The sequence below is a fragment of the uncultured Microbacterium sp. genome, from assembly GCF_947632095.1.
Classification (GTDB): domain Bacteria; phylum Actinomycetota; class Actinomycetes; order Actinomycetales; family Microbacteriaceae; genus Microbacterium.
Genome location: NZ_CANROA010000005.1, coordinates 25,861 through 46,151, shown reverse-complemented (window position 1 = coordinate 46,151; position 20,291 = coordinate 25,861). Strand labels below are relative to the sequence as shown.

At 68.5% G+C, this 20,291-nt stretch carries 24 protein-coding genes and 1 pseudogene; 16 read left to right on the top strand and 9 right to left on the bottom strand.

What is annotated here, in order from left to right; genetic code table 11:
• Positions 1-38 precede the first annotated feature (38 nt).
• The 5 genes from Q0Z66_RS03010 to Q0Z66_RS02990 form a co-directional block, all read right to left on the bottom strand.
• Positions 39-341, bottom strand: a complete 303-nt coding sequence (locus tag Q0Z66_RS03010) for a transcriptional regulator (protein WP_298037586.1) — start codon at positions 339-341, stop codon at positions 39-41.
• Positions 331-798: a hypothetical protein gene (locus Q0Z66_RS03005; RefSeq protein WP_298037584.1), complete on the bottom strand. Its 468-nt coding sequence runs from the start codon at positions 796-798 to the stop codon at positions 331-333. Before Q0Z66_RS03005 ends, Q0Z66_RS03010 begins: the two co-directional genes overlap by 11 nt.
• A 248-nt stretch (positions 799-1,046) precedes the next feature.
• Positions 1,047-1,970, bottom strand: coding sequence for a carbohydrate ABC transporter permease (locus Q0Z66_RS03000; protein WP_298037582.1), 924 nt, complete (start codon positions 1,968-1,970; stop codon positions 1,047-1,049).
• 1 nt (position 1,971) lies between these two features.
• Positions 1,972-2,916 (bottom strand): carbohydrate ABC transporter permease, encoded by a 945-nt coding sequence (locus tag Q0Z66_RS02995; protein ID WP_298037580.1) that lies wholly within the window; start codon positions 2,914-2,916, stop codon positions 1,972-1,974.
• Between the two features lie 95 nt (positions 2,917-3,011).
• Positions 3,012-4,316 carry an extracellular solute-binding protein gene (locus Q0Z66_RS02990; RefSeq protein ID WP_298037577.1) on the bottom strand — a complete coding sequence of 435 codons (1,305 nt, stop codon included), beginning with the start codon at positions 4,314-4,316 and terminating at the stop codon, positions 3,012-3,014.
• Positions 4,317-4,543: 227 nt separating this feature from the next.
• Here Q0Z66_RS02990 and Q0Z66_RS02985 point away from each other — a divergent pair, with 227 nt between their 5' ends.
• The 4 genes from Q0Z66_RS02985 to Q0Z66_RS02970 all read left to right on the top strand — a co-directional run bounded on the left by Q0Z66_RS02985 (position 4,544) and on the right by Q0Z66_RS02970 (position 7,934).
• Positions 4,544-5,233 (top strand): GNAT family N-acetyltransferase, encoded by a 690-nt coding sequence (locus tag Q0Z66_RS02985; RefSeq protein ID WP_298037575.1) that lies wholly within the window; start codon positions 4,544-4,546, stop codon positions 5,231-5,233.
• Positions 5,234-5,266: 33 nt separating this feature from the next.
• Positions 5,267-5,887, top strand: a complete 621-nt coding sequence (locus Q0Z66_RS02980; protein WP_298037572.1) for a hypothetical protein — start codon at positions 5,267-5,269, stop codon at positions 5,885-5,887.
• A 20-nt stretch (positions 5,888-5,907) separates the two neighbouring features.
• Positions 5,908-6,480, top strand: a complete 573-nt coding sequence (locus Q0Z66_RS02975; RefSeq protein ID WP_298037675.1) for a hypothetical protein — start codon at positions 5,908-5,910, stop codon at positions 6,478-6,480.
• Positions 6,481-6,548: 68 nt separating this feature from the next.
• Positions 6,549-7,934, top strand: a complete 1,386-nt coding sequence (locus tag Q0Z66_RS02970; protein WP_298037569.1) for a glycine--tRNA ligase — start codon at positions 6,549-6,551, stop codon at positions 7,932-7,934.
• Between the two features lie 67 nt (positions 7,935-8,001).
• Here the strand turns inward: Q0Z66_RS02970 and Q0Z66_RS02965 are convergent, their stop codons facing one another.
• On the bottom strand, positions 8,002-8,427 hold the full coding sequence (locus tag Q0Z66_RS02965; protein ID WP_298037568.1) for a DUF1801 domain-containing protein: 426 nt from the start codon (positions 8,425-8,427) through the stop codon (positions 8,002-8,004).
• A 49-nt stretch (positions 8,428-8,476) separates the two neighbouring features.
• On the opposite strand from Q0Z66_RS02965, the gene Q0Z66_RS02960 reads away from it, so the two are divergent.
• Positions 8,477-9,292, top strand: a complete 816-nt coding sequence (locus tag Q0Z66_RS02960; protein ID WP_298037566.1) for a serine hydrolase — start codon at positions 8,477-8,479, stop codon at positions 9,290-9,292.
• Here Q0Z66_RS02960 and Q0Z66_RS02955 read toward each other — a convergent pair.
• A pseudogene (locus Q0Z66_RS02955) lies at positions 9,280-9,733 on the bottom strand (SRPBCC family protein). The gene Q0Z66_RS02960 and the pseudogene Q0Z66_RS02955 sit on opposite strands and share 13 nt — an antisense overlap.
• Before the next feature lie 355 nt (positions 9,734-10,088).
• Here Q0Z66_RS02955 and Q0Z66_RS02950 point away from each other — a divergent pair.
• Together Q0Z66_RS02950 and Q0Z66_RS02945 are read left to right on the top strand one after the other, a co-directional pair.
• A complete protein-coding gene (locus Q0Z66_RS02950) occupies positions 10,089-10,313 on the top strand; it encodes an antitoxin (protein WP_298037562.1) in 225 nt (74 codons plus the stop codon).
• Positions 10,310-10,693 carry a type II toxin-antitoxin system VapC family toxin gene (locus Q0Z66_RS02945; RefSeq protein ID WP_298037560.1) on the top strand — a complete coding sequence of 128 codons (384 nt, stop codon included), beginning with the start codon at positions 10,310-10,312 and terminating at the stop codon, positions 10,691-10,693. The genes Q0Z66_RS02950 and Q0Z66_RS02945 overlap by 4 nt, the downstream gene beginning before the upstream one ends.
• Positions 10,694-10,738: 45 nt before the next feature.
• Here the strand turns inward: Q0Z66_RS02945 and Q0Z66_RS02940 are convergent, their stop codons facing one another.
• Both Q0Z66_RS02940 and Q0Z66_RS02935 read right to left on the bottom strand, forming a co-directional pair.
• A complete protein-coding gene (locus Q0Z66_RS02940; protein WP_298037557.1) occupies positions 10,739-11,629 on the bottom strand; it encodes an LppP/LprE family lipoprotein in 891 nt (296 codons plus the stop codon).
• 66 nt (positions 11,630-11,695) lie between these two features.
• A complete protein-coding gene (locus Q0Z66_RS02935) occupies positions 11,696-12,991 on the bottom strand; it encodes a glutamyl-tRNA reductase (protein ID WP_298037556.1) in 1,296 nt (431 codons plus the stop codon).
• 74 nt (positions 12,992-13,065) lie between these two features.
• On the opposite strand from Q0Z66_RS02935, the gene hemE reads away from it, so the two are divergent.
• The 9 genes from hemE to hemB all read left to right on the top strand — a co-directional run bounded on the left by hemE (position 13,066) and on the right by hemB (position 20,260).
• Positions 13,066-14,103, top strand: coding sequence for a uroporphyrinogen decarboxylase (hemE, locus tag Q0Z66_RS02930; RefSeq protein WP_298037553.1), 1,038 nt, complete (start codon positions 13,066-13,068; stop codon positions 14,101-14,103).
• Positions 14,100-15,584, top strand: a complete 1,485-nt coding sequence (locus Q0Z66_RS02925; RefSeq protein ID WP_298037551.1) for an FAD-dependent oxidoreductase — start codon at positions 14,100-14,102, stop codon at positions 15,582-15,584. Before hemE ends, Q0Z66_RS02925 begins: the two co-directional genes overlap by 4 nt.
• Before the next feature lie 114 nt (positions 15,585-15,698).
• On the top strand, positions 15,699-16,091 hold the full coding sequence (locus Q0Z66_RS02920; protein ID WP_298037550.1) for a hypothetical protein: 393 nt from the start codon (positions 15,699-15,701) through the stop codon (positions 16,089-16,091).
• A gap of 1 nt (position 16,092) precedes the next feature.
• Entirely contained in the window at positions 16,093-16,500 is a 408-nt protein-coding gene (locus tag Q0Z66_RS02915) for a phage holin family protein (protein WP_298037548.1), read from the top strand.
• The gene (locus Q0Z66_RS02910) at positions 16,487-16,762 is read left to right on the top strand and encodes a hypothetical protein (RefSeq protein ID WP_298037546.1); all 276 of its coding nucleotides are present in this window, start codon (positions 16,487-16,489) and stop codon (positions 16,760-16,762) included. The genes Q0Z66_RS02915 and Q0Z66_RS02910 overlap by 14 nt, the downstream gene beginning before the upstream one ends.
• A gap of 48 nt (positions 16,763-16,810) precedes the next feature.
• Positions 16,811-17,488: a hydrogen peroxide-dependent heme synthase gene (gene hemQ, locus Q0Z66_RS02905; protein ID WP_298037543.1), complete on the top strand. Its 678-nt coding sequence runs from the start codon at positions 16,811-16,813 to the stop codon at positions 17,486-17,488.
• Positions 17,489-18,469, top strand: coding sequence for a hydroxymethylbilane synthase (hemC, locus tag Q0Z66_RS02900; RefSeq protein ID WP_298037541.1), 981 nt, complete (start codon positions 17,489-17,491; stop codon positions 18,467-18,469). It begins immediately after the preceding gene.
• Between the two features lie 10 nt (positions 18,470-18,479).
• Positions 18,480-19,280: a uroporphyrinogen-III synthase gene (locus Q0Z66_RS02895; RefSeq protein WP_298037539.1), complete on the top strand. Its 801-nt coding sequence runs from the start codon at positions 18,480-18,482 to the stop codon at positions 19,278-19,280.
• Positions 19,277-20,260 carry a porphobilinogen synthase gene (gene hemB / locus Q0Z66_RS02890; protein ID WP_298037537.1) on the top strand — a complete coding sequence of 328 codons (984 nt, stop codon included), beginning with the start codon at positions 19,277-19,279 and terminating at the stop codon, positions 20,258-20,260. Before Q0Z66_RS02895 ends, hemB begins: the two co-directional genes overlap by 4 nt.
• Positions 20,261-20,291: the final 31 nt, after the last annotated feature.

Genomic DNA, 20,291 nt, shown 5'->3' with positions numbered 1-20,291 from the left:
GGGCGGGATGCTTCGGCATCCCGCCCTTTCGTCGCTTCCTACTCGCCTGCCATCGCGCGAAGCGCGGCCAGGTGCCCGTCAAAGGCGCGGCGCCCCATCGGAGTGAGCGTGACGGTGGTGATCTGACGGGCATCGGAGCGCTCGAGTGAGGCCTGCTTGCTGCTGCGGAGGTAGCCGAGCTCGACGAGATTTCGAACGGTCTTCGAGAGGTTCGCCTCGCTGAGCTGGAGGGTCGTCGCGATCGCCGAGAAGTCGGCGCCATCCAGGGGCCGGAGCATCGCGCACAGACGCAGCCGGGTCGGCGCGTGGATCGCCTCGTCGAAGCGGGGCTCACTTCGCACGACGCACCTCTGATGCATAGATGCGGTCGTAAGCGATGACGCCGAGCCAGGCGAGAATGCCGGCGATCGCAGCGACGACGAGAACCCAGCCGCGCAGGCCCATGAGTGCGAGCACCGCACTCATCCCGAGCGACACGAGGATCAGCAGGGTGAAGCCGACCAGGAGCGCGAGACCGCGTGGGCCCGCAGGGCGTGAGATCTTCAGGCCGCTGCGTCGACGGAAGTAGACCTCGACACCGACGAAGACCCAGGTGCTCGAGAGGAAGAGCAGCCAGGCCCACTGGAAGCCGGCGGCAGGGCCTGCGACCAGCAGTGCCACCCCGAAACCCTGCGCGGGAGCGCCCCACCAGGTCTCTGCTCTCATTCGCTTCCCGACGCGTTCGCGATCGTTGGCGATGGTATCGAGTGCTTCGCGCGCGGACGTCACATGCTGCTGGCCTTCGGAGTCACTTTCCATGAAGTTGAGTCAATCACTTGACGAGGAGTTAAGCAATCTGGTGAGTGAGATCGGTGGATGCCGTTTCGAGACTGTCTCTCTGGCCGAGGTTCGCGCATGCGGGACGAAAGACATGGCTTCGGACGCCTCTGGAGCCAGGTTTTCCTTCTCCCTCGCGCCGCGCACCCGCGCACGCCGCCGATGCACGCCGGGTACGACGACGAAGGGCTCGCGACCAGCAGGTCGCGAGCCCTTCGTGAATGCGGGTGTCAGCCCTTGACGGCGCCGGCCGCCAGGCCCGAGCGCCAGTAGCGCTGCAGGCTGAAGAACAGGATGATCAGCGGGATCACGCCGAGCAGCGCGCCGAGCATGACGGCGCCCTTCTGCGGGGCGAAGTAGCTCATCATGCCGTAGAGGCCCAGGGTCACGGGCTTGAGCTCGGCGCTGGAGATCATCATCAACGGCAGCAGGAAGTTGTTCCACGTGGCGACGAAGATGAACAGGAAGATCGTCACCATCGCCGGCGACAGCAGGCGGAGCACGATCGTGAAGAAGATCCGCGCCTCGCTCGCGCCGTCGATGCGGGCGGCTTCGAGCAGCTCGGTGGGCACCGACGTCTCGGCGTAGACCATTCCCAGGAAGACGCCGAACGGGGAGACGGCCGAGGGGATGATGATCGCCCACATGGTGTTCGCAAGTCCGAGGGCCTGGAACTCCATGTACAGGGGCACCGTCAGCAGGGCGACGGGCAGCAGGAGGCCGGCCATGATGATGCCGACCGCGAGTTTCTTGCCGGGGAAGACGAACTTCGCGATGGCGTATCCGGCCATGATCGCGAACAGCGTGCCGATGACGCCGGCGGTCGTCGAGTACAGGATCGAGTTGCCCACCCAGCGCCAGAACAGGCCCTGGGTCCAGTTCATGAGGCTGTCGTAGTTGGCGTCGAGGTTCCACTCGGCGAACCAGAACCCGAAGGTGCGCGTCAGGTCGGAGTTGCTCTTGGTGGATGCGACGATCACCCAGTAGACGGGGACGAGGAAGTACAGCGTCGCGACGACGAGCGCGATGATGCCGAAGGTCTTCGCGACCGGACCGGGGGCGATGGAGCGCGGGGGCATGTCGGGGTGCGAGACCTTGGATGGGCGCGCCTTCTTGGCGCGCTCGGGTGCGGTGATCAGGCGGGTGGTGCTCATGTCAGTTGGCCTTCTTCCGCTGCAGGAGGGCATAGACGACGGCGAGGGCGCCGGCGATGACGGCCATCAGCAGCGAGTATGCGGATGCCGGACCGCTGCCCGATGGCGAGATCTGACCCATCATCGAGTTGTAGGTGAGCATCATGGGTGTGTAGTCCAGGCCCATCCAACGGTTCGCGCCCTGCATGATCATGGGCTCGTTGAACAGCTGGATCGTACCGATGATCGACAGCAGAACGGCGAGGAGGGCGGCGCCGCGCACCATCGGGACCTTGATCTTCATGGAGATCTGCAGGCCGTTGGCTCCGTCGAGGCGGGCGGCCTCGTAGAGCTCGTTCGGGATCGATTGGAGGGCCGCGAGGAAGATCAGCATGTTGTACCCGGTGTAGGTCCAGGTGGTCATGTTGGCCATCGAGGCGAGGATCGTGCCGGGGGCCATGAAGTCGGTTCCCTCGGGCAGGAACGGCATGAACGGCGACACCTCGGGGGTGTACATGTACAGCCAGATCATGGCGGCGATGACGCCGGGGATCGCGAAGGGGAGGAAGAACGAGAGCCGGAAGAACGCCGGGCGCCGCACGAGGAACGAGTCCAGCAGCAGGGCCAGGGCGAGGGCCGCGATGATCATGACCGGGATCTGGAACGCGGCGTAACCGACGACGCGCGCCATGCCGAGCCAGAAGGCCTCATTGGATGCCGCGGCGGCGAGGTTGTCGAATCCGACGAAGGTGTCGACGGCTTCTCCGCCGCCGAACAGGCCGCCGCCGGAAGACACCTGCGAGAAGAACGCGGAGCGCACGGAGATGATCAGCGGCACGAGGAAGACCAGGATGAACAGAAGGGAGAACGGGGCCATGAACAGCCAGCCGTTGCGCGCTTCCTGGCGGGCGCGGAATCCCTTCTTCATGCGCGGCCGTCGGGGCGCGGCCTCAGCAGTAGTGGTCACGGTGTGATCTCACCTTTCGGGAAAATGGTCCGGCGGAGGACACGTTATCGTGCCCTCCGCCGGCGCTTGCTTGCTCTGTCGGGCAGAGCGGGTTGTTACTCGGCGACCGGCAGACCGAGGTCGGTCAGCGCCTTGACGGCCGTGTTCTGCGCAGTGGTGAAGATGTCGGCGACCTTCTTGTCACCGGCGACGACACCGGCCGCGGTCTCCTGCATCGAGGACAGCGTGGAGAAGCCGGGTGCGTAGGGGAAGTCCGGGTTCATGTTCGCGGTCGCGGTCGACAGCTCGGCGAGCACGTCCTGGTTGCCGAACTGGCGCAGCATCTTCTCGGGAGTCTCGGGGGTGCCGTTGCCCGCGACGACGAGGCCCTGCGACGAGAGGTCGTCGATCTGGGTGTTGAACCAGTTGGTGAACTCCATGGCCTCGGCCGGGTATTCGCAGCCCTTCAGCGCTGCGACGCCCGAGCCGCCGTCCGGGCCGGAGAGCTGGCCAGCGCCGAAGTCGGGCAGCTGCGCGATGCGCCACTGGCCCTCGGCCTCGGTGCCGTCGAGGGTGTCGAGCAGGAAGCCCGCCTCCCACGCTGCGCCGATGTGACCGATGAGGGTCGTGTCGTTGAGGGCGGCGGTGAAGGGCTCGCCCCAGCGGTCGGCCTTGAGGGTGTGATCGTTGTCGAGCAGGCCCTGCCAGAGGGCTGCGACGACCTGCGAGCCCTCGCCCTCCGTGTCGACGACCCATTCGTCGCCCTCGGTGGAGAACCAGGTGTCGCCGGCTGCGGCGGACTGCGCGGCCAGCCAGTGGGTGGCCTCGTCCGCCGAGAAGGCGGTGATGTACTTGCCGGCGGCTGCGGCCGTGGCGGAGTCGGCGTTGAGCTCGTCGAGCGTGGTCGGCGGGGTCAGGCCCAGCTTCTCGAACTCGGCCTCGTTGTAGAAGTAGACGAGGGGGCCGACGTCCTGGGGGAGGCCGACGACGACGTCGCCGACGCGCATGCCTGCGTAGGCGCCCGCGGAGAAGTTGTCCTTGTACTTCTCGGCGTGCTCGGTGACGTCCATGAGGAGGCCCTTGACGTAGAGCTGGGGGGCCTCGGAGTAGCCGACCTGGGCGAGGCAGGGCGCGTTGCCGGCCTTCACGTCGGTCTCGAGCTTGAGGATCATGTCGGTCGCGGCGCCGTCGAACTTGGTCGTCTTGACCTGGATGTCGGGGTGCTCTTCGTTCCAGCGCTCGGTGATCTCGGCGACCGTGGCCATGTTCTCGCCGTTGTCGAGGCGGTGCATGTACTCGATCGTGATCGGCTCGCCGTCTGCGGTGCCCGAGTCGGACGAGCTGCACGCGGCGAGGCCGAAGGCCGAGAGCGCGCCGACGGTGACGACCGCGGCGGTGCGGGTGAATCGTGTGGTGGCCATGAGGTGTTCTCCCCTTTGAGGGTCATGTGACTGACGGTGAGGCCGGATGCCGGGCATCTGTGCCTGTGGGAACCATTAAACATCTAAATGTTTGCGTTCACAACCGTGAATGCCTTGGCCGTGACTGCACTGTTATGCGGCGATGTCGTGCGCTGACATTCCGGCGCCGGCGGCTGTTCCCGCGCCTCGGGTTCCGTCTCAGGGGTTTCGCGGGGCAGACTGGGGGAGTGCGAAGCATCCGTGAACTCGACACCGTTGAACTCATCATCCAGGCGCAGGCCCTGCTCGACAGCATCCGCGGCCCGGAGCGCGTCATCGACGCCGGTACTCTGCGTGCGCTCCAGCAGTCGGGCAACTACGTCGTCGGGCTGTTCGACGATGAAGCCGGCGACGAGCGCATGGTCGGAGCATCCATCGCCTTCTTCGGGGTCCCGGGAGAGCGCACGATGCACTCGCACATCACCGCGCTGCTGCCGGAGTACCGCGGCCGCGGCTGGGGTCGTGAACTCAAGGGCCACCAGCGCCAGTGGGCGTTCTCGCGCGACGTCGGCCACATCACCTGGACCTTCGACCCTCTGGTCGCGCGCAACGCGCACTTCTTCCTCACCGTGCTCGGCGCGCGTGTGACGGGGTACTCGGTCAACCATTACGGCATCTTCGGTGGCGGCGACGCCGGTGACGCGAGTGACCGGCTCGACGTGCGCTGGGCGCTCGCCGACATCGCCAAGCCCCCGGCGGACGACGCGGACGTGGCGACGCTCGAGATCCCCACCGACATCGAGGCGATGCGCGAGAGCGATCCCGAGGCCGCACACGAATGGCGCCTGCGCCTGCGCGGTGAGATGGAACCGCTCCTCGAGCGCGGTCTGAAGATCGTCGGCTTCGACACCGCACGCGGGTACCTCTTCACCGAGTGAGATGAGGGGCGGCGGCTCTGGTTGAATGCTCGAGTGAGCGCAGATACCGAGTTCGTACAGCATCCGGCCGACACTCCATGGCACCGGCTGCAGAATGTCGGCGAGACGCCGGATGGCGCCTGGATGACGGGCGGGCCCGCCAAAGCCTATGAGAGCGTCGCGATGCGACCCCTCGAACCGTTTCTCATCCCGGAGAAGCCGCGCGGCGGGGAAGCCGACCCGAGCACGTGCCGTAGCTGCCGTCCGAGCGAGTTCACGATCTGGCAGGACGAGCACTGGCGCATCGACGGCGGGTGGGAAACCGGCGGGCTCCCGTTCATCGGCGCCATCCAACCGCGCGAGCACTGGCTGCTGGAGGATGCTCCGGTAGATGTGCTCGCGGGGCTCGGGCCGCTCATGCAGCGCATCTCCGAAGCGGTGAAGACGATTCCGTCAGTCGCCCGATGCCACTTCTCTCGGTGGAACGATGGTGCGGCGCATCTGCACCTGTGGGCGTTCGCCCGCCCTGAGGGCATGATGCAGGGGCGCGGAGCCGTGCTCTCCTACTGGGACGGGATGCTGACGGAGATGCCCGAGCAGATGATGCATGAGCACATCGAGATCGTCGCCGAGGCGCTCGCCGCGGGCGGCGGGCAGGCCTTCCCGAATCGCTGACCCGGCATCCGCGCGTCGTGATGTCGGAGGCCGGTGGCAACCTGGCGGGTATGGACGATGCGATGGGGCGACCGGGCGGCTCGGAGGAGAAGCCGGCGGTATTCTTCCGTGATGCGGGGGCGTTCCGGCGATGGTTGGAGCGCCATCACGCCGACGAGAGCGAGCTGTGGATCGAGACGCGCAAAGCGCACGTCGCCGATCGCGGACTGACATGGGCGGATGCCGTGCCCGAGGCACTGTGCTTCGGATGGATCGACTCGGTGTCGCAGCCCATCGATGAGGATCGACGCCGGCAACGCTGGACGCCGCGCAAGCGCGGCAGCACATGGTCGAAGGTCAACGTCGCGCATGCCGAGCGCCTCATCGTCGATGGGCGTATGGCGCCGGCAGGGATCGCCACCGCGAAGCGGCCGGCGACCCGCATCGCCCGTGCGCAGCAGCTCGTCGAAGACAGTGCGGCGGGGCGGCTCGTGCCCTTCGCACGCCCCGGAAGGCCTCCGGCCTGGCGGGCCGGGCGGCTGCGGCAGCATCCGCAGCATCCGCAGCATCCGCAGCATCCGTCGAGGGCTGAACCCCCGCGAGGGCGCGGATAAGATGGAAGCAGGCGCGGCATGTCCGCGATCCGCTTCATCCACTCCCTCTTGCGACCATTGGAGCCACCGTGGCCGAACAGTCCCGTCTTGACAAGGTCATCAGCCTCGCCCGCCACCGCGGGTTCGTCTTCCAAGCGGGTGAGATCTACGGCGGTTCCCGTTCAGCATGGGACTACGGCCCCCTCGGCACCGAGCTGAAGGAGAACATCCGTCGGCAGTGGTGGCAGACCTTCGTCCGCGGACGCGGCGACATGGTGGGCCTGGACTCCTCGATCATCCTCCCCAAGCGCGTGTGGGAGGCCTCCGGTCACGTCGCAACCTTCAGCGACCCGCTCGTCGAGTGCCTCCAGTGCCACAAGCGCCACCGCGAGGACCACCTGCTCGAGGCCTTCGAGGCCAAGAAGGGCCGCAAGCCCGAGAACGGCATGGCCGATATCGCCTGCCCCGACTGCGGCACCCGCGGCAAGTGGACCGAGCCCAAGTCGTTCTCCGGCCTCGTCAAGACCTACCTCGGCGTCGTCGACGACGAGTCGGGCCTGCACTACATGCGCCCCGAGACCGCGCAGGGCATCTTCGTGAACTTCTCCAACGTGCTCACCGCGAGCCGCAAGAAGCCCCCGTTCGGCATCGGTCAGGTCGGCAAGGCGTTCCGCAACGAGATCACGCCCGGAAACTTCATCTTCCGCACCCGCGAGTTCGAGCAGATGGAGATCGAGTTCTTCGTGCCGCCGGCCGAGGCCCAGGAATGGTTCGAGCACTGGGTCGAGGCCTGCTGGAACTGGTTCGTCGACCTGGGCATCGATCCGGCGAACATGCGCCAGTTCGACGTCCCCGATGACGAGCGCGCGCACTACTCCGCCGGCACCATCGACTTCGAGTACCGCTTCAACTTCGCCGGATCCGAGTGGGGCGAGCTCATGGGTGTCGCGAACCGCACCGATTTCGACCTGTCGAGCCACTCCGAGGCATCCGGCCAGAGCCTGACCTACTTCGACCAGGCATCCGGTGAGCGCTACACGCCCTACGTCATCGAGCCGTCCTTCGGCCTGACGCGTTCCATGATGGCGTTCCTCGTCGACAGCTACGTCGAAGAAGAGGTCCCCAACGCCAAGGGCGGAACCGACACCCGCACGGTGCTCAAGCTCGACCCGCGGCTGTCGCCGGTCAAGGTCGCCGTTCTCCCGCTCTCGCGCAACGAGAAGCTGTCGCCGCTGGCTCGAGAGGTGGCCGACTCGCTGCGCGGCCGTTGGAACATCGACTTCGATGATGCGGGCGCCATCGGCCGCCGATACCGCCGTCAGGACGAGATCGGTACCCCGTTCTGCGTCACGGTCGACTTCGACTCGCTCGAGGACAACGCCGTGACCGTGCGCGACCGCGACACGATGGCGCAGGAGCGCGTTCCCGTCGCCGAGCTGAACGAGTACCTGGCCGCGCGTCTCAAGGGCGCCTGACCCGCGAAGCCCTTCCATCGAGCTCCCGTCCTGCGTGCAGGGCGGGAGCTCGACGCTTTCGTTGCTCTCAGTCGGTCGCCGTGAGTGCCATGCCCTCTGAGCCGCCGGCCTCGATCCAGGCGAGAGAGCGATGCAGGATGCTCTCGAGCACGGAGATATCAATCATCTCCAGGTCGCGGATGTACAGGCATCCGGCGCCGGTGGTGTGCGGCCCGAGGACCGCGAGGGCATCCGCATGAGCATCGACGCCATCGAGCAGATAGATCGTCGTCGCGCTCGCGCGCGGGGCGAACGCGAGCAGTGGCGAATTGCCCTCCGTGCCCGTCGGATAGCGATAGTGGCAGGCGCCGAACCCGATGATCGTCCCCCACGCGCGCCCATCGCGGCCGGAGACCTGCTGCATCAGCGCGACGAGCGTCTGCGCGTCACGGCGACGCTTGGCCGATTTCGCTCGGGCGATCACCGCACCGATGTCGTCCGAGGTGGGCTGCATGGCTCGATCATGCCACGCCGCACTCCGGGAAGCACGGCAGGATAGAGGAATGGAGACGACGACCTTCGCCGCGACCGACGGCTTCCCGCACACCGCTCTCGTCGGTGTGACGAGCCCCGACGAGACGCTCGCCGTGCAGGGCGACCCGCACGCCGTGGTGGCGCTCGCCTCGGTGACGAAGCTGCTGACGGCGTGGGGTGCTCTCGTCGCGATCGATCACGGCCTGCTCGACCTCGATGATCCTGCCGGCCCCGCAGGATCGACGGTGCTCGACCTGCTCGATCACACGAGCGGTCTGCCGATGGAGGGCGCCGAGCCGCAGAAGGCTCCCGGTGAGCGGCGCATCTATTCGAACGCCGGGTTCGACGCCCTGGCCGCGCACGTGGCGGATGCCGTCGGCATCCCGTTCAGCGAATGGATGGCGCGCGAGGTGACCGGTCCGCTCGGGATGGCCGAGACGGACGTGACGGGGCGTCCATCCGCGGGCGGGCGGGCCTCGATCAACGACCTGTTGATCTTCGGGCGCGAGGTGCTGCGTCCGACACTGATCCCCGCCTCGTTCCGAAACCTGGCACTGAGCCCATCGCACCAGGGGTTGCGGGGCATCGTTCCCGGCTACGGTGCCTACGCCGACTGCCAGTGGGGGCTCGGTTTCGAGTTGAAGGCCGAGAAGTCGCCGCACTGGCTCGCCGACACCTTCCCGCCCGAGACCGCGGGGCACTTCGGAGCGCAGGGCAGTTTCCTCTTCATCGATCGATCGCGGGACATCGCTGCGGCGTTCCTCTCCGGGGTGCCCTTCGGCGAGGACCATAAGCGCGTCTGGCCCGCGCTCACGCAGGAGATCGCCGACCGCTACGGGAGCTGAGAGTCTCCGGCGCGCCCCTCGGCGAGATAGGCCAAGCGGTGCAGGGTCTCGGCGTTGCGCACGCGGAGCATCGCGTCGCGGAGGAATTCGGGAACAAGGGTCGCCGGGCCGCTGATGGCGTCCTCACGGATTCGCGCGAGGCATCCGCCTTCGGAATCGCGCACATCGAGCGTGACCCGCGCCTCGCCGATCGGCCAACCGCGCGCCGTCATGACCATCCGCCGCGGCGGGTCCCACATGACGCTGCTGGTCGTGTCGTCGAGCAGTGCCGGCCAGACCCCCCACGGAATGGTGCAGCCGCGCACCGGCCTGCGGCCAGGTCTCCTCGACGTCGCGCATGCGGGATGCTCCGACAACCCAGCCCGGATAGATCCATCCGTCCGCGAGGACGCGGAAGACGTCATCGGGCGTACAGGCGAGGCGGCGCACATTGGTCGACATGGGTTGAGTCTGCGCGAGGGGCGGTGATCGTGCAGCGCCCTTGACACCGGGAGCGGGCCTCTGCTTCGCAGCCTGAGCGGTCGCCTTCACCGCCTCCTTGTTCGCGCGGACGAGCGCGAGCGATCCCGTCGGGACGATGTCTGCGACGCTGCGGGAGGCGCCCTCGTCGCCCTAGGGATCGGATGCTTCGCGCAGGGCGAGCGAGTTGTCGGTCAGCAGATCGTCGGCGGCGGTGTCTCCGGCGATGCGAAGGGCCATGCGGCAAGTCTCGTACTGGAGCGGAAATCGCGGAAATAGCGGTGCAGGCTGTTCGAATGCCTCGACATGCAAACTACATGCGACGTATGCTGAATGCATGACAACAATCCAGGTCCGCAACGTCTCGGAGGAGACGAGCCGAGCGCTCAAGGCGAAGGCAGCCCTCGAGGGCCGCTCGCTCAGCGACTACCTGCTGCGCGAGCTCGACCGTCTCGCGACGCGTCCGAGCCGAGCCGAGCTTCTGGAGCGGATCGCGAGTCGCGGGGCCGCGGTGCTCGAGCCTGCGGTAGAAGTGCTCGCCGAGCAGCGGCCCGGTCGATGACGCTCGTCGTCGACGCATCCGCGGTCGCCGAGATCCTGCTCGGAACGGAACAGGGGCGACGGGCGGCCGTGCTGCTCGACGGTCACGAGCTGATCGCACCGCAGCATCTGACGGCGGAGGTCGCCTCCGTCGTCCGCGGGTGGTCCCTCAGCGGTCAGATCAGCGACGAACTCGCTTTGCGGGCCTTCCGTGAGTTCGAGGACCTCGGGGTCGAGCAGGTGCCGATGGTCGCGTCACTTCCGGCCGTCTACGCGTTGCGCCACAACATCAGCGCCTACGACGCCATGTACGTCGTGCTCGCGCGGGCGGCGCAGTGCCGTCTGCTGACGCTCGATGCCCGCCTCGCGGCGGCCGCCCCGGACTGCGCGCTGCTGGCTTAGACCGTACTGGCGCAGACATTGCTGCGGTCGTGCAGGGCGCCGCACTCAGAACGAGACCGGCGGCAGGTCTCCGGTGCGAACGACCTCGTCGTCCCAGGTGAAGGTCGACGTGGCGGTGTCGTAGGGCCCGGCGTTCGATCCGCCGTCGGGAACCCACGACCAGGTGATGGTGAGCTCGTCGTCGGCGACGCGGGCGACCTCGGGGAATCGTCCGTAGATCTCTTCCGTGGCCATCCCCGCGAACTCGCCCTCGTGGAAGAGCATGACCGCGAACGGGTACCCGCCCAGGCAGCAATCGGTCAGAGGGACGACGATCCATGACAGGGCGGTGCAGGCATCGTAGGTCTCGGCGGCCCAGCCCATCGTGTCGCGGATGTCCCACATGGCCGACGGCGCTGCCGGGAGCTCGCCGCTCCATCCGGCGAGGGCTGCGGAGCCCGAGACATCTGCGCAGTTCGCGGCCGTGATCTCGGGAGGAGTCGCGCGCAGCAGGAGCGCACCGGTCTGACCGTTCCAGATGCGGTCCTGATCGGGCAGGTCGGCGCCCGGGTAGTAGTCGGGGGTGCCGCCGGGGATCTCGAAACCGGCGGGGAAATAGGTGCCGAAGGGGGCGCCCGGGGTGGAGAAGGCGAAGCCATCGGCCGGGTCGCCGGCGACGGGTTCGCTGAGCTCGACCGTGACGGCGTCGTCGTAGACGGCGTTCGGGAGGGCGATCGTGACGCACCCCTCGGTGGCGGCGCTCTCGGGTGTCGGGCACCAGCGGCCCTCGATGTCCTCGGCCGTCGGCTCGGCCGGTTCGACGGTTTCGACCGGTGCGGGCTCGGCGCTCGACGATTCAGCCGTCGGCGCGGATGAGCTGCAGGCTGCGAGGGCGAGAGCCAGGACTCCCGCGGACAGAAGGGCGAGCAGACGCGCGGGCGTCGAGGCTGATGACACAGTTCACTCCGGTTTCGAGATTCGAGCGACGCCACCGTAGCACGCGCCCGAGCTCTCTCGGCGGAGTCAGGCGATGTCGGATGCCGCGGCCGGGACCTCGGGGGTGATGCCGTAGATCGTCTCGAGGGCGGAGATGAACTCGGCGCTGCGGCCGTCGGCGGCGAGCTCGTGGGCGCGCACCGTGGGTGTGTGGGTGAGGACCCCGGCGAGGTGGCGCATGGCCTGCTCGACCCGGCCGTCCTCATCGCCGCGGGCGCGGGCCCGGTCGATCTCGGCCTCCATGAGGCTGAGGATGTGCGTTCGGAACGCGACGACGGCGGGGGTCACGCTCTGGCGGTCGCCGACGACGTTGAAGGTGTCGGCGGCCTCGCGAACCACGGAGCGCGCGGCATCGGTGGCCTGGAGCTCTTCGAGCGGGGCGTGCAGGCGGATCGTCTCGAGGTCGAGGAGGGCGACGCCTTCGAGCGAGGCGACGGCGGGGTCGACGTTGCGGGGCATTCCCAGGTCGATGACGAGCTGGGAGTTCTGCCCCATGGGGCAGCCCGCGGGGACGGGACCGGTGGGCGCCTGCAGGTGCTGCGGGCCGAGAACCGGCTCCTCGGCGGCGTTGGTGCAGGTGATGAGGAGGCTGGATCGCGAGGCGATGCGGGCGTAGTCGTCTTCGGGGACGGCGGTGATGTCGTGCTTCTCGGCGAAGACGGCCGCACGGCCCGAAGGGGAGTAGACGGAGATGTCGACGGCGCCGCGTTCGCGCAGGGTCGCGAGGGTGACGGCTGCGTAGGCGCCGGTTCCGACGAGCAGCACCTTCTCGGCGGACCAGTCGGCGATGCGGCTGTCGGCGAGCTCGAGCGAGAGGCGCACGAGCGAGCGGCCGGCACGGCCGAGCGCCGTGACGTTCTTGACCTTGCGCTGGGCCTGGCTGGCGCGCTGGAAGAGACGCTCGAGCTCGGGGGAGGTGGTGCCCTCCTTGCGGGCGGACTTCAGGGCGCGGCGAACCTGGCCCGCGATCTCGCCCTCACCGGGGACGACCGATTCGAGACCGGATGCCACGGCGAACAGATGCTCGGCGACATGGCGGCCGGAGTGCACCTCATAGGCGCCCTCGAGCTCTTCGGCGGGGATGCCGGCGGTCTGCTCGATGGCTTCCAGCACGGCTTCGACGCCGACGGCGCCGGCCGCGGTCACCGGTTCGTCGACCTCGATGTACGCCTCGAAGCGGTTGCAGGTGGCGACGACGACGGCCCCCTGCACGCACGAAGCCAGACCCAGAAGATTGGGGGCGACGTCGTCAGGGGTGCGGCTCAATCGTTCGAGCATTTCGAAGGAGGCGGTCTTGTGACTCGCCGTCACGCACAGCAGCACCCCTCCAGTCTACGCCGCGAACCGTAGAGGGAGCTGAAGGGACGATTCCTCAGTACGGATGGGAGGATGGAGGCATGGCTGCCACACACTCTCCGATGCTGCGCGCTCTCGCCGGTGACCGCCCCGAGCAGACCCCGGTCTGGTTCATGCGTCAGGCCGGTCGTTCCCTTCCCGAGTACCGCGAGCTGCGGGTCGGTACGCGGATGCTCGATGCCTGCCTGACCCCGGAGCTCGCAGCCGAGATCACCCTGCAGCCGGTGCGCCGGCACAAGGTCGATGCGGCCGTCTTCTTCAGCGACATCGTCATCCCTCTGCGTCTGGCGGGCGTCGAGGTCGAGATCGAGCCGGGCCGGGGCCCGGTGTTCGCGAACCCGGTGCGCACGCGCGCCGATGTCGACCGCATCACGGCGATCGATCCCGCCGACCTCGATCACGAGGCGATCACCGCGGCCATCCGCATCATCACGGCAGAGCTGGGCGACACCCCTCTCGTCGGCTTCGCCGGTGCGCCCTTCACGCTGGCCGCGTACCTCATCGAGGGAGGCCCGTCGAAGGAGCACCTGCGAGCGCGCGCCATGATGCACGCCGACCCCGAGTCCTGGAATCGTCTGGCCGACTGGCTCTCCCGCGTCTCGCGCCGGTTCCTCGAAGCCCAGATCGACGCGGGCGCCTCGGCGGTGCAGCTGTTCGACTCGTGGGCGGGCTCTCTGAACCCGGACGACTACCGAGCGCACATCGCACCGCACTCGAAGGCGTCGGTCATCGACCTTCCCGTGCCGGTCATCCACTTCGGCGTCGGCACCGGACCGTTCCTGGGCGACATGCGCCTCGACGGCATCACCTCGGCGGTCGGCGTCGACTGGCGCATGCCGCTGGATGAGGCCGCGGCGGTCCTCGGCCCGGATGTGACGCTGCAGGGCAACATCGACCCGGCACTGCTGCAGGCTCCGTGGGAGATCCTCGAGAAGCACGTCCTCGAGGTTCTGCGCCGCGGCCGTTCCGCGCGCGCCCACATCCTCAACCTCGGTCACGGCGTTCCGCCGGAGACCGACCCCGACCAGCTGACGCGCATCGTCGAGCTCGCGCACGCCCAGCAGGGCCTGGGCGCATGACGGACGCCCCCGAGGACCTCGCCGCCCGCGCGGCTTCGCGCCATGTCGTGGTCGTCGGCGGCGGCGTCGGCGGGCTGGTCGCGGCGCGCGAATGCGCCAAGGTCGGCATGCGGGTCACTCTGCTCGAGGCCGCGGACGTTCTCGGCGGTGCCATCCGGCGGGCGGAGCTCGATGGTGTGATGGTGGATGCCGGAGCCGAGAGCTATGCGACGCGCGGCGGTCACGTCCGCGAACTGATCGATGAGCTGGCTCTGACAGATCGTGTCGTCACCCCGAACCCTGTCGGTGCCTGGCTCGTCGGCGCTCCCGGCATCGCGCCGGCTCCGCTGCCCAAGGGCGGTGTGCTCGGCATCCCGGCCAACCCCTTCGCCGAGGACGTGCGCCGCATCATCGGCTGGGGCGGCGCGTGGCGCGCCTACCTCGACCGTGTGCGTCCGCTGCTGACGATCGGCAAGGACCGCAGCCTCGGTCACCTCGTCGAGACGCGCATGGGCGCCAAGGTTCGCGACCTGCTCGTGGCGCCCGTCACGGCGGGCGTGTACTCTGCGCACCCGGATGACGTCGATCCGGAGATCGCGGCTCCCGGACTCAACGAGACGCTCACCCTAACCGGGTCGCTGTCCGTCGCGGTCGCGCAGATGATCGCCGATCGGGCCGAGCGGGCGAGGAAGGCGCCGGGCTCGGCGGTCGAGGCGCTCTCGGGCGGCATGCACACGCTCATCGATGCGCTCGCCGCGGATGCTGCACTGCTCGGGGCGACGATCCGCACGGAGGCCGCGGTCGAGCAGATCGCCCGTGAGGGCGATTCCTGGATCGTCACCGTCACCGTCGCCGGCGACGACGAAGCATCCGAGGAGGGTGCGGAGCCGACGGTCGAGACGATCGTCGCGGATGCCGTGATCATCGCCACCGCGGAACCCGTCGCCCGCGACCTGCTCGCCGATCATGTACCCGGTCTCGGAACTCCCGGCCAGGCGCCGGAGATCGAGATCGTCTCGCTCCTGATCGATGCTCCGGTGCTGGATGCCGCGCCCCGCGGAACCGGTGTGCTCACAGTGCCCGGCAGCCACACCGGAAAGGCGCTCACGCACGCCACCGTCAAATGGGAGTGGCTCCGCGAGAGCGCCGGGGGCCGCCACATCGTCCGGGTCTCCTTCGGATCGCAGGGCGAGCCGGCGGCCACGGCCGCTCTCGACGACGATGCCGCCGCGCAGCTCGCGCTGTCCGAAGCATCCGCTCTTCTCGGCGTTCACCTCGCACCGGAGAGTCTCATCGCCGCGCACCGGTCCCGCTTCACGCAGTCGCAGCCGGTCTCGCTGCTCGGCGCCGGCGAGCGGCGCCGGTCCGTCCGGGCGGCTGTCGCGAAGATCGACGGGCTCGGCGCCGTCGGCGCCTGGCTGTCGGGGACGGGGCTGGCTCAGGTCATCCCCGATGCCGTCGATGAAACAGAACGCGTGCGACGGGCCCTCCTCTGGGGCTGAGCCGGGCCGCTGTCAACCAGTAGATGCCGATCTCGGCATATGGCGTTACGCTGGGAGACCTGGCCGGCGGTGCATACGCCCCCGGCTCGAGCGGAACAACGTGAGGAGAACCCCATGAAGGGGAAGATCGGAATCGTCGTCGGACTCGGCGTGGGCTACGTGCTCGGCACGCGTGCCGGACGCGAACGCTACGAGCAGATCAAGACGCAGTGGCTGAAGGTCTGGCACCTCGACCCCGTGCAGAACCAGGTCCAGCGAGCCAAGAGCTACGTCGGCGAGAAGGCCGCCGTTGTTCCGGGCGCGCTCTGGAACGGCGTGGTGAAGGTCGCCAAGGCCGCGGGCTCCTCGGATACTCCGGGCGCGAAGCTCGACGCGGCGATCGCCACGGGCAAGAAGGCCGCGGCCGACCTCGAGAACGCCGTCGACGAGGCGCAGAGCACAGCGGCGAAGAAGACTCCCGCGAAGAAGTCCTCCGCGGCTGCGAAGACCTCGACGAACGGCAAGTGACATGGCCCGCGGATACCGCGACCGCGCGGATGACAGTCTCCTGACGCTGCTGGGCGATCTGCCCGAGCTCGTCACCACCCTGGTCAAGGCCGAGATCGACGCGGCGAAGGCCTGGATCTCGCGCACGGCGAAGGATGCGGGAATCGGCAGCGTCTGGTTCCTCATCGCGCTGTTCTTCCTGTTCTGGCTCGTCCCGATGCTCCTGACATTCGCCGTCGTTGGGCTCGCCTCCTGGTGGCCGGCCTGGCTCGCGGTGCTGGCGGTGATCGGACTGCTGATCGTCTGCCTCGCCGTCTGCGTGATCCTCGGCCTGCTGAAATTCCGCAAGGCGCTGCGTCGGGAGAACCCCGGACAGGCCGTTGCCGCCGATATTCGACTTGTGAAGGAGGCGGGCGATGACGACTTCTGATCAGAATCTGCCCCGCACGGCGGTGCCGGCGGGGATCACCGATCCCGTGGCATCCGCTCGCGCAGAGCTGAAGGCGGCGCTCGCCGCGATCGAGATCAAGGGCAACGTGCCGCGACGCATCGAGAAGGCATCGGTGCGCGGCGCAGCCCGCGCCCGTGCGTTCGCCGAACGCAACCCGGCCGGCGCGATCGCCGGAGCGGTCGTCCTCGCTGCCGGTATCGGCGGCCTCGTCTGGGCCGTCGCCCGCGCCATCGCACGCTGACCAGGACGCGCATTGGCCCCTTTCGGAAGAAAGGGGCAGACTGGATGCATGTCCGAAGTGAGCGAAGAGAACCCGTCCGGTTTCACCCTTTGGGCGGTGTGGCGCCGTAATCCCGACGCACCCGTCATCGAGGCGGATGCGACCGAGCTGGAGAACATCGCCGGCCACATCGAAGATTCCGGCGTGACGATCCGCGGATTCTACGACGTCTCCGGTCTCAAGGCCGATGCCGACCTCATGGTCTGGCTGCATGGCGATACCGCCGAAGAGCTTCAGCAGGCGCTGCGTCGCCTGCGCCGCACCGAGATGCTGCGCACGCTCCTGCCCGTCTGGAACGTCATGGGCGTGCACCGCGATGCCGAGTTCAACCGCGCTCATGTGCCCGGCTTCCTCCGCGACGTCGAGGCGAAGGGCTGGCTGTGCCTGTACCCCTTCGTGCGCACTCCGGAGTGGTACCTGATCGACGAGAGCGAGCGCCGCACGATGCTCGCCGATCACGGCCGCAAGGGGGCCGCGTTCCGCGGCGTCGTGGCCAACACGGTCGCGGCCTTCGCGCTCGGCGACTACGAGTGGCTGCTGCCGCTCGAAGCGGACGACCCCACCGAGCTCGTCGACCTCATGCGCGACCTGCGTTATACGGAGGCCCGCCGCTACGTGAAGGAGGAGGTGCCCTTCTACACCGGGCGCCGCCTGCGCTTCGACGAGATCGCGGATGTGCTGCAGTAAATGAACGCCCCGATCCGTCTCGGCACGCGCCGCAGCGCGCTGGCCCAAGCCCAGTCCGGACACGTCGCCGCCGCCCTCGAAGAGGTCACCGGCCGTCGTGTCGAACTCGTCCCGATCGTCTCCGAAGGCGACACGAACCGGGCATCCCTCTCGGAGATCGGCGGAGTCGGCGTCTTCGCCACCCGTCTGCGCGAGGCTCTGCTCGCGGGCGAGTGCGACATCCTCGTGCACTCCCTCAAAGACCTGCCGACCGCGATGCCCGAAGGCCTCGTGATCGGTGCGACGCCGGTGCGCGAAGACGCCCGCGATGTCGTGATCACCCGCGACGGCACGCCGCTGCACCTGCTCCCGGCGGGTGCGAAGGTGGGCACGGGTTCGCCCCGCCGTATCGCGCAGGTGCGTCGTCGCGCCCCGCAGGTCGAGGTCGTCGATATCCGCGGCAACGTGGATTCGCGTCTGGAACGCGTCGAGACCGGTGAGCTGGATGCCGTCATCCTCGCGGCCGCGGGCCTGTCCCGTCTCGGAGCGGAGCTGACGCTCGCGCGTGAAGACCTGGGCTTCAGCGAGTGGCCCACCGCACCCGGTCAGGGATCCCTCGCGGTCGAGACGACGGCGGATGCTCCGCAGGAGCTGCGTGACGCGCTGGCGCAGATCGATGATGCGGCCACCCGTCTGGCCATCACGGTCGAGCGCGGGGTGCTCGAGGGGCTCGACGCGGGCTGTCAGGCTCCCATGGCGGCGCATGCCGTCGTCACCGGCGACTCTGTCCGCCTGCGAACCATCGTCTACGAGCCCGCGGGCACCGGCCGGATCGGCCTCGACGTCACCGAAGGCCTGGACGAGGGGTATATTCGTCTGAACGGCAGTGGCAACGATGCGGATGCTGCCGATGGTGCGGACCCGAATGACGCAGCTCGCCAGTTCGGTCTTTCTGTCGCCCGTCGGCTGCTCGAACAAGGGGCGGCCGACTACGTCTCCTGAGAGCACTCTGATGACCACTACACCCGAAACGAACCATGAGAAGCCGTTGACCGGCTGGCGCGTCCTCGTCCCGCGAGGAGGCCCGTGGGGCGACGGCGTCGCCGCGAGTCTGCGGGCGCAGGGCGCGGTCCCTGTCGTCGCACCGCTGATCAACTTCGGCCCGACCAATGATCAGGCTGCGCTCGACGACGCGCTCGAGAAGCTGGCCGCCGGTGCCTTCGACTGGCTCACGGTGACGAGCGCCACGACCGTCGACGTGCTCTTCGCGCACCGTGCCGTCGTGCCCAAGACCACGAAGATCGCCGCGGTCGGCGAGACCACCGCGGCCGCCCTGCAGGCCGTCGGCTACGAGGTCGCGCTGGTCCCCGAGAAAGACAACTCCGCGGCCGGCATGGCCCAGCAGATGATGGCGCTCGAACCCGAGCCCCGTCGCATCCTGACTCTGCGCAGCGAGATCGCGAAGCCGGTGCTGACCGAGTCGCTCATCGCGGCGGGACACGATGTGTCCAGCATCGTTGCCTACCGCACGGTCGGGGTTCCGGTCACGGACCGGATCCGTCGCGATGTCGACAGCGGCCGGATCAACGCGATCCTCATCACGAGCGGCTCCGTCGCCAAGCAGGTGCGCGAGCAGTTCCCGGAGATCCCCGATGACACGCTTCTCGCTGCGATCGGCCCGCGCACCGCGAGCGATGCGCGCAAGGCCGGCCTGCCGATCACGGTCGTCGCCGACAAGCAGACCGTCGACGCACTGATCGACGCGGTCTCGCACTTCACCCTCCCGCACGCTGCAGACGAGTTCGCGCCGTGAGCTCCTTCCCCGAGATCCGTCCGCGCCGTCTGCGCCAGAGTCCGGCGGTGCGCAACCTCGTGCGCGAGACGTCGGTCGAGGCCCGTCAGCTCGTGCTGCCGATGTTCGTGCGCGAAGGTCTCGCCGAGGCGCAGCCCATCGGCTCGATGCCCGGTGTCGTGCAGCACAGCATGGACTCGCTGCGCCGCGCGGCGGCCGAGGCCGCCGAGGCCGGGGTCGGCGGCGTCATGCTGTTCGGCGTTCCCGCAGTGCGCGATGCGCAGGGTTCCGGAGCGGATGACCCGAACGGCATCCTGAACCTCGCCACGACCGCACTGGTCGAGGAGGTCGGCGATGCGCTCGTGGTGCAGACCGACCTGTGCCTGGACGAGTTCACCGATCACGGCCACTGCGGTGTGCTCGCCGCGGACGGCTCCGTCGACAACGACGCGACCCTCGACCGCTATGTGTCGATGGCGCTCTCCCAGGCGCGCGCCGGCTCCCAGCTGTTGGGGCTGTCGGGCATGATGGACGGCCAGGTGGCCGTCATCCGTCAGGGTCTGGACGCCGAGGGCTTCACCGACACGATGCTGTTGGGCTATGCCGCGAAGTACGCGAGCGCGTTCTACGGCCCCTTCCGCGAGGCCGTCGACTCGCAGCTCACCGGCGACCGGCGCACCTACCAGCTCGACCCCGGCAACCGCCGCGAGGGCCTGCTCGAGGCGCTGATCGATGAGGCCGAGGGCGCCGACATCGTCATGGTCAAACCGGCCATGGGCTTCCTCGACGTGCTGCGCGAGGTCCGTGACAACGTGCAGATCCCCGTCTGGGCCTACCAGATCTCCGGCGAGTACGCGATGATCGAGGCCGCCGCCGCGAACGGCTGGATCGATCGTCGGGCGGCTGTCCTCGAGTCGCTCCTCTCCATCCGCCGCGCGGGCGCTGACGCGATCCTCACCTACTGGGCGACCGAGGCCGCCCAGTGGCTCGACGCGCGCTGATCCAGCCGCACGAGTTCCACTCCAGCATCCA

Coding starts and splice junctions, on each gene's coding strand:
- Q0Z66_RS03000 (WP_298037582.1), bottom strand. CDS start 1,970: ATGAGCACCACCCGCCTGATCACCGCACCCGAGCGCGCCAAGAAGGCG.
- hemE (WP_298037553.1), top strand. CDS start 13,066: ATGGCTGCCACACACTCTCCGATGCTGCGCGCTCTCGCCGGTGACCGC.
- Q0Z66_RS02915 (WP_298037548.1), top strand. CDS start 16,093: ATGGCCCGCGGATACCGCGACCGCGCGGATGACAGTCTCCTGACGCTG.
- Q0Z66_RS02960 (WP_298037566.1), top strand. CDS start 8,477: ATGGAGACGACGACCTTCGCCGCGACCGACGGCTTCCCGCACACCGCT.
- Q0Z66_RS03005 (WP_298037584.1), bottom strand. CDS start 798: ATGGAAAGTGACTCCGAAGGCCAGCAGCATGTGACGTCCGCGCGCGAA.
- Q0Z66_RS02990 (WP_298037577.1), bottom strand. CDS start 4,316: ATGGCCACCACACGATTCACCCGCACCGCCGCGGTCGTCACCGTCGGC.
- Q0Z66_RS02920 (WP_298037550.1), top strand. CDS start 15,699: ATGAAGGGGAAGATCGGAATCGTCGTCGGACTCGGCGTGGGCTACGTG.
- Q0Z66_RS02945 (WP_298037560.1), top strand. CDS start 10,310: ATGACGCTCGTCGTCGACGCATCCGCGGTCGCCGAGATCCTGCTCGGA.
- Q0Z66_RS02925 (WP_298037551.1), top strand. CDS start 14,100: ATGACGGACGCCCCCGAGGACCTCGCCGCCCGCGCGGCTTCGCGCCAT.
- Q0Z66_RS02895 (WP_298037539.1), top strand. CDS start 18,480: ATGACCACTACACCCGAAACGAACCATGAGAAGCCGTTGACCGGCTGG.
- Q0Z66_RS02950 (WP_298037562.1), top strand. CDS start 10,089: ATGACAACAATCCAGGTCCGCAACGTCTCGGAGGAGACGAGCCGAGCG.
- hemQ (WP_298037543.1), top strand. CDS start 16,811: ATGTCCGAAGTGAGCGAAGAGAACCCGTCCGGTTTCACCCTTTGGGCG.
- Q0Z66_RS02910 (WP_298037546.1), top strand. CDS start 16,487: ATGACGACTTCTGATCAGAATCTGCCCCGCACGGCGGTGCCGGCGGGG.
- hemC (WP_298037541.1), top strand. CDS start 17,489: ATGAACGCCCCGATCCGTCTCGGCACGCGCCGCAGCGCGCTGGCCCAA.
- Q0Z66_RS02965 (WP_298037568.1), bottom strand. CDS start 8,427: ATGCAGCCCACCTCGGACGACATCGGTGCGGTGATCGCCCGAGCGAAA.
- Q0Z66_RS02975 (WP_298037675.1), top strand. CDS start 5,908: ATGTCGGAGGCCGGTGGCAACCTGGCGGGTATGGACGATGCGATGGGG.